This is a genomic window from Occallatibacter sp. (assembly GCF_049582745.1).
GTDB lineage: Bacteria > Acidobacteriota > Terriglobia > Terriglobales > Acidobacteriaceae > Telmatobacter.
Genome location: NZ_JBAUUO010000157.1, coordinates 1 through 7137 on the forward strand (window position 1 = coordinate 1; position 7137 = coordinate 7137).

The window sequence follows — 7137 nt, forward strand, 5'->3', positions numbered from 1 at the left end:
TGATCAAGATGCGGCGACAACAGTTCCGCACACTCGTCCAGGGCACGACGGAAAGTCGGCTGCGTATCGTAAAGCTGACGTCCCATCCCTACATACTGCGAGCCTTGGCCGGTAAACAAAAAAGCCAGGCGCGGAAAGTCAGAACAGGCAATTCCCTGCACAAGGGAAGCCGCTTTCTCGTCTGCCGCAACTCCCTCCAGAAGCTTCTGCAACTCTGAGGTTGTGTTCGCCTTAGCAGCCAACCTGTGGGCAAAGTGCGACCGGCCGGTGTTGGCAGTGAAGCATACATCCCCGATCGCGACATCTCCGTGCTCAGCCAAATATGCTGCGTGCTGACGTGCCGAATCGTAGAGAGCCCTTTCGCTTTTGGCAGAGAGAGTGAACAAATGCATCGGCCGCGACGTTTCTTCCATGAGTTGTTCAACTGCTGGCGGCTCTTCCAAAATTACATGCGCATTCGTGCCGCCCATGCCGAAGGAACTCACGCCGGCACGGCGTGGCTCGCGGCTGCGTGGCCACGGCCGCAGCGATGCATTGACCGCAAACGGTGTGGAGGAAAAGTCGATCTGGGGATTGTTGTGTTCGAAATGCAAAGTTGCCGGGATGTGCCCCCTTTTTAGCATCAAGGCAGTCTTAATCAGGCCGGCTATGCCGGAGGCCACGTCGAGGTGGCCAATATTCGACTTCACCGAACCTATCGCGCAGTAACCGCTTCGCTGTGTGCCCTGGCGATAAGCCTGCGTGAGTCCCGCAATCTCGATCGGATCACCCTGCCTTGTACCGGTGCCGTGGGCTTCGACATAGCCGATGGTCTCGGGCCCCACGCCCGCGTTTGCGAGGGCTTCAGCAATCACCGCCGCCTGTCCATTCACGCTCGGCGCGGTAAAGCCTGCTTTCATCGCACCGTCATTGTTGATCGCCGATCCGCGGATCGTGGCATAAATATGGTCGCCGTCCCGTTTCGCCACGACCAGGGGCTTGAGCAGCACCATGCCCACTCCGCGTCCGAAAACGGTTCCCTGGGCACCGGCGTCGAATACACGGCAGTGGCCGTCCGGCGACAGGATCATATCGTTCTGAAAACGGTAACCCTGGTTCTGCGGCAGGTACACGGAGGCTCCGCCCGCCAGAGCCATGTCACACTCACCCGAAAGCAGACTCTGGCGCGCCATATGTACAGCGACGAGGGAACTCGAACATGCAGTTTGAATGTTGAGGCTGGGGCCGGTCAAATTCAGCTTGTAGGAGATTCGGGTAGCCGGAAAATCGCTGCCATTGCCCAGCACAGCGCGAATATTGTCGGAGGAGAGAATGAACTCGCGGAAATCCAAATGAGACCGGAGGTTATTCAGCAGGTATGTGCTCGTCGATGCGGCGACGAATGCGCCGATTGCCCCTTTGCCTGACGACGGGTCATAGCCCGCATCTTCCAACGCCTCCCATGCAGTTTCGAGCAGCAGCCGTTGTTGAGGATCAATGCCGGCCGCATCGCGCGGGCTGTATCCGAAGAATTCCGCGTCGAACCGATCGACTCCCTCGATTCGCGAAGTCACGCGGACGTAATCTGGATCGGCGAGTGCCTCTTCGCTGACGCCTGCCTCGCGCAGCTCCTGCTCGCTGAGTTGATGAATCGACTCTATTCCGGCCAGAAGGTTGCGCCAGAACTCGTCGATGTTTCCGGCACCGGGAAAGCGACCGGACATCCCGATAATAGCGATATCCAAGTCATCCGCTGGGTTACTCATTGCCTGCTGCCCGCCCATCGTACTCTCCTACCCACTGGTCAAATCAACCGGAAAAGTTCTTGTCCGGGTGCCGTTCTATTTTTCGCTCACGAGCCAAAGGACTTTTTCAATTCATCGGCACGGTTGGCACTTCAGCTCCCTGCGGCAGCATCGTCATCTACCCACGTTGGACTAGCGACGTCCCCGGCGCACCATCTCGCGACGCCGTTCGCCGCGGCTCTTGCTATTTCCCAAATCTTCCGGTTTTCCCGCTTCGTTTGAGCCCGACAAATAATTGGCCAGCGTGCGCACGGTCGAGTACTGAAACGTCTCCGTCATCGAGATCCTACGCTTCAACTTCTCTTGCAGTTGTCCATTGGCCTGTCCCATTGCCAGCGAATTGCCTCCGAGGTCGAAGAAATTGTCAGCAACGCTCAAATGTTCCACTCTTAACACCTCGCGCCAGATGCCAGCAATGACCCTTTCGAGGTCGTTTTCTGGTTGTGCCGGGGATCCGGTGTCCTGAACCCCCATGCGTGAAAGGAAGCGACTTCTCTTGCGGTCAATTCCTCCTGTCACGCCTATCATTTCTTGCGAAGCCTTTTTCAAACGGCATCGGGTGGCGGCGCCATAGCGATCCCGAATACCCAACTCTATTCCCGATGGCGACGAGGTCAAATGAGCGATCGTATTTGAATCTCCAGTTACCAGAGCGGCTAGCGCCTGGGCAGACACCACCAGATCGTCAGCCAGGCCGCGGACATGCAGGTTACTTGCGTCCAGACCAACCAATGTGTGGCCCGGCGGACGCTGCAGCACCGCCAGCAAAGAAGAGATGCCCTGGCGAGCGGAAATCGGGTAGAAGCCTCGTCCCCACGCCACATCCTTCAAGACATTGCCGCGGCTCATCCCAACATCGTCCCAGAGGCTCCATGAGATGCAGTAGGCGTTCAAGTCTGCGGACGCGCGTTGGTACTCAGAAAAGCTTTCGAGAAACGAGTTTGCCGCGGCGTACGCGCCGACACCGTAGCCGCCCATAAAACCGTTCACCGAAGAAAAGGAAACAAACAGCGCGCCCGGCCGCTTCGTGAGTAACTGATCCAGGGCGAAAGAGCCCTTCAGCTTCGCATGAAGAATCGTACTCAGGCCCGCCGCAGTTTCTTCCAGTACAGTGCGCTCGTGATAAAGCCCAGCCAGATGGAATACCCCAGCCAGTGTTCGACCAAAGCGCTCTTCGGCTTGCAATACTACCTCACGCAGAGCCTCCGGATCGCCGACATCGAGCGCTGCATATAGCGTATTGCCTCCGGTAACTGCAGCCAGTGCTCCGAGCGAGTCCAGGGCGTCTCGCCGATCACCAGGATCAAGTTCAAGTTTCGTTCGGCCTATAAGGATCAGGTTCGCTTGAAAGTGCTGGAGGAGATATCGGGACAGTTCGAGCCCGATCCCACCAAGGCCGCCGCTGAGTAGATAGAGACCGCCTTTCTCGATCGGCAATGGACTTGCCGGTTGGGTGGCAAGATTGACTCGCTTGAGTTTTCGCACCCAACGGCGGCCGGCGCGATACGCCACCTCCGCGTCAAGATTCTGACTACTTATTTCGCTCAGGATCAACTCCGCATTCTTTTCGCTGGCCGCATGTGGCAAATCGAGGTGGCAGCAAGCGAGCATTGGATTCTCCTGTGGAATGGTCTTGAGCAGGCCAAGAATCGGAGCCTTTTCGAAGGCCGGCGCTTTCCGAACTGCGTCTGCACTCCCGACCTCTTCACAACATTGGAGTTGATTGCTGACCACGGTGAGACGTGTGGCTGGTCGAGCATTTGCTGGGCTGGTCAGGGCCGATTCAGCCGAGCCCAGCGCTTGGGCGAGACGCAGCACGCTGAGCACGCCGAGTTCCTGGGCGCGTTCCAACTCCGCCACTTCATCCGAGTGCGCTGAACCGTCGCAATAGGTCCAGAGATGCACTATCGATTGGGGCTCGAAACCCCTTCGAGCCAGCGCCTCGACCACCCGCCGGTAGTGCTCGCTGTTGTTCGGCTCGATGGTCAGCAGCTCGCTCTCTTCGGCGAAGTCACTGCCACGCAATACGAGCACACATTTGCAGCCTGTCGCGACAGCTTTGCGGTGCAGCCACTCTCCCACGCCTAAAGAGTCGCTGAATATCAGCATCCGTTCGATCTCGCGACCGCCGCGCAACTCCGCGCGCGCCCACCCCGTCCGGAAAAACCAGTTAGGAAGGGTGTTCGCGCCGCCGATGAGGACTTCCACGCGCCGAACAACATCCGCGAATTCACCCTCAGCAAAGCTCTTGGCCAATTGCGGGCGCTGGATCTTACCTATGTTTGTTTTGGGTATTGCGTCACGCTCCACGGGGAGCAGAAAGTCCGGACTCACGCCGATCCGCCGCGAAACAGCGCCTCGTATTGTGCGGATCATTTCCAAAGAGACTGTCTCGCAACCAGCAGTCGGATGAAAGAAGATTGCCAGTCGGTCCGTCTTCGCGCCGGGATCGCGCACCGCGCAAGCGGCTGTGAAGGACGTTTCGATCCCTTCGATTTCCTCCACGATGCCCTCGATTTCGTGGCAAGGATAATTGACGCTGTTGATGACGATTACGTCTTTCTCGCGGCCGGTAATGGTAAGCCGGCCCCGCGACAGGAAACCAAGATCCCCTGTCCTGAACCAAGCGTCAGCGGTAAACGATTCGGAGTTCAGGTCTGGCCGGTTGTAGTAGCCTGCCGTCACCTGATCGCCTTTAACTTGCAGGCTGCCGGTTATTCCCTCGACGAGAAGTTGCTCATTCTGATCCACGATGCGTATGGAGAAGCCCGGAATCGGACGGCCCACTTCGACGAAAGAATCGTCATCGCTGCTTGATTCGAGACGGAAGGTCTCGGAATAGATCGTGCCCGAAGAGGTCTCCGACATACCCCAAACCGGCCACATGGCAGCCGACGAAAGGCCGTAGGGCGCGAGGATTTTCAGGAACCGGCGGGCTGTGCGCGGAACGACCGCTTCGGCTCCGTTGAGCAGGTAGCGCAGGCAACTGAGATCCCAAACGCCGTGCGCGGAACGCGCTCGTGCGGCGATCTGTTCGGAGCGATCGTTCACAAGGCCGAAGGCGAAGTTCGGCGCGAAGGTCACCGTCACACGATACCGGCCCAGCCACTCCGGCCAGATCAGCGGATCTTGCGTCACCAGATGGGTCGCGGCGTGGATTTGCTGGCAGCCAAGGAATACATCGCGCAGGTGGAAGTAGACGATTCCTGCAACGTGATCGAGCGGCATCCAATTGAGCGTCGTAGCATCACTGGAAAATCCGTTCATCTGTACCGAAGCCGCTGACCGTCGAATCAGATTGCGGTGACTCAGCATGACCGCCTTCGGAATTCCCGTACTTCCGGAGGTCAGCATAACGAGAGCCAAATCGCTTGGCTCACCACCGGCGTGCCAAGCGCCTGCAGTGTCGGATGCGACGAGGTCCTCCAGGCACTCGACGCGCACCTTTGGCAGGTCAAGCGAAGCGAAGGTTTCCCGAATGTGCGGCGCTAGCTCGCGGGTGGTGAGCACTGCCCTGGCGTCCAGTATTTTCGAGGCATTCTGCAGCTTTTCCGCCGTGCCGTCCATTCGCTGATGCGAGGGAGCGAGCGGCGCGGGCACGATTCCACCGAGAATGCAAGCCCAGAATGCGGTGAGAAAATCCTGATTCTGTGCGAACTGAAAAATGACTCTGTCTCCGGGGCGCAGACCTGCCCTCTGCAATCCGCCCAGAATGCAATCGGCACGCGCCAGAAGCTCTGGATAGGTAAGGAACTGTTCCGCGCCGTCGATGATGGTGCGCAAGCCGTGATCGGGGTGTTCCCGCGCTGCGTTTTGCAGAGTCTCTCCAAGCATGCGCGGGAGCTGATCGGCTTTTTCAATCTCGCCACCGTGGCTGATTGCCAGCGTCCGTTCGGATGAAGCATTCGACGGCGAGTGCTGCTGCTGTTCTAGTGGTTGCTTGACCGCTGGCGTTGGCTTTTCATTCTGTCCGTGTTGATGCGGTTCAGAGAACAGATCCGAGTAATGGATGGACGGCAACTGTTCCTGTTCCAGCTCCACCGAAACAACGGCGTCATGTATGCCCGCTAGACTCTTAAGACGATCTTCCCAGCGGCGAGACAATTCCTCGTCCAGAAAGGGAAGGTCGGCAAGGGCGGCAACATCGATTTCCCCATCGCAGGTCAACGGTAGTCGCGACACGGCGATCAGATCGCACTGGGTGGGGAAATCAGCGTCGGTTCCATCGGACAATTGTCTCTCAAGCGAAGCGGCCCATTGTTTGATGCCGTCCGGGCGTACGGACCGAGCGGGCACTACATACGCCACTGCGCGTTCGGTTTTGGGGTCCTGCCCGGAGTCAACCCGGACCTGCCGCTGAATGACCTTGCAGTCACGCACAGACTCAAGAGCAAGCAACCGCCGCTCCACCGAGATCGCTGCACTTATCCTGTCATTCATTTTTCGTCTGTCTTTCTGAACATTCCACATTCCGTAGACTTGCGTGTTTCGTTCGGAGACGGTGCGACTGCTTCTGCGACGATGCGAGATAGGCCGGTGAGCCAGTTGGTTTTCATGACCAGCTTTGTGTCAGGCAGTTTCAATCTGCGGTTTGAGCGGACTGCGTTGAAGCAAAGGGCCCCCGCCTAATACTGCATGAGCGTTCCTTCTCTGCGGCCGTTCCTGACTGCGGCGACAAAAAGGGCAATACTAGCCGGAAGGAGAATCACAGCGATGCCCACCAATGTCGTAACGGGCTTCGCAACCAGACTCACCGAATAGCCCTTGAGCATTGTCAGCCGCAAGGCATCGAGCGAGTATTTGATGGGAATAATCAAGGAGACTTTCTGCATCCAGGCCGGCATAACGTCGATGGGAAAATAGGCCCCACCGAGGACGCTGCCGAAACCACCGAGAATCCAGGTGACTGGATCGCCCTTCTTGAGCCAGACCACAGTTGCGGCTGAGAGAACCCCGAAGCCTACGAAGATCGCGATCGAAAGAACGAGGACCAAGAGGGTTGCCGAGACGTTCATCCGGCTTAAATCAACGCCAAATGCAATTACCCCCGCCACGAGAATTAAAAGCAACTGCACGGCTCCCGAGAGAAGGGCGTAGAGCGACGACATGAGCACGACTGACACGCATCCGGTCTGGCTGCTGAGCATTGCCTCAAGGCATCCCGTCATCTGGGCGTTGCGGATGGAATCTGAAAACATCCTCAGCGTCAAGTCGAAGTAACGGGCGAAGGCCAGTCCGATGACTGCGAACGGAAAATAGCGGCCGCCAAATGCGCCTAAGTCTGCCGAGTTGTTGGGCGTAATGAGCCTTCCAAGAAAGTAGAAGAACAGAAGAAGCGACAACGATTGGAAGA

At 57.8% G+C, this 7137-nt stretch carries 3 protein-coding genes; all 3 read right to left on the reverse strand.

Annotated elements, in window-relative coordinates; genetic code table 11:
• A partial coding sequence (locus WCA10_RS22710; protein ID WP_472824817.1) for a type I polyketide synthase occupies window positions 1-1745 on the reverse strand: 1745 nt, incomplete at its 3' end.
• A 171-nt stretch (window positions 1746-1916) separates the two neighbouring features.
• Entirely contained in the window at window positions 1917-6224 is a 4308-nt protein-coding gene (locus WCA10_RS22715; protein WP_472824818.1) for an SDR family NAD(P)-dependent oxidoreductase, read from the reverse strand.
• A gap of 185 nt (window positions 6225-6409) precedes the next feature.
• A partial coding sequence (locus WCA10_RS22720; protein WP_472824819.1) for an ABC transporter permease occupies window positions 6410-7137 on the reverse strand: 728 nt, incomplete at its 5' end.

Excerpts from the sequence above, each read along its gene's own strand:
- WCA10_RS22715 (WP_472824818.1), bottom strand. The coding sequence starts at position 6,224 with ATGAATGACAGGATAAGTGCAGCGATCTCGGTGGAGCGGCGGTTGCTT.